Genomic DNA, 475 nt, shown 5'->3' on the forward strand with positions numbered 1-475 from the left:
ATCAGGACTAAAAAAGCGGAGTTGACGATTTTCTATCCCTAAGAATAGTTGCAGTTGTTCACTCCATAAATGTCCCATATCATTAGGGGTTATCGGTTGATAGGTTCCCTGAATTAACGCAAATCCTTGAAACTCTAAACTCTCCGGGTCAAACCAGAAATATTCCGGAGTGCGAAAAATCTCTTGATAGATTTTCTTTTTCTCCGTGCGGTCAGTCTTAGCTGTGGAACTTGATAATAACTCGACAATGATATTAGGATATTTTCCCCCTTCTTCCCACACTACCCAACTTTTGCGCGATCGCCTTTCCGTATCTAACACCACAAAGAAATCTGGTCCACGAAAATCTGATGATTTTTTCTGATGAGGACTATAGTAAATTGTCAGGTTTCCCGCATCAAAATAATCATTTCGGTCTTGCCATAACCAGTCTAGGCATTTAATCAGTAACAAGATTTGTTGTAGGTGTAAATAG

1 protein-coding gene is annotated in these 475 nt (G+C 39.4%); it reads right to left on the reverse strand.

Annotation, left to right across the window (positions count from 1 at the left end; genetic code table 11):
* On the reverse strand, positions 1-475 hold a 475-nt coding region (locus P5683_RS25815), incomplete at both ends, for a Uma2 family endonuclease (protein ID WP_315641294.1).

It is taken from the genome of Limnospira sp. PMC 1279.21 (assembly GCF_032349615.1).
GTDB lineage: Bacteria > Cyanobacteriota > Cyanobacteriia > Cyanobacteriales > Microcoleaceae > Limnospira > Limnospira fusiformis.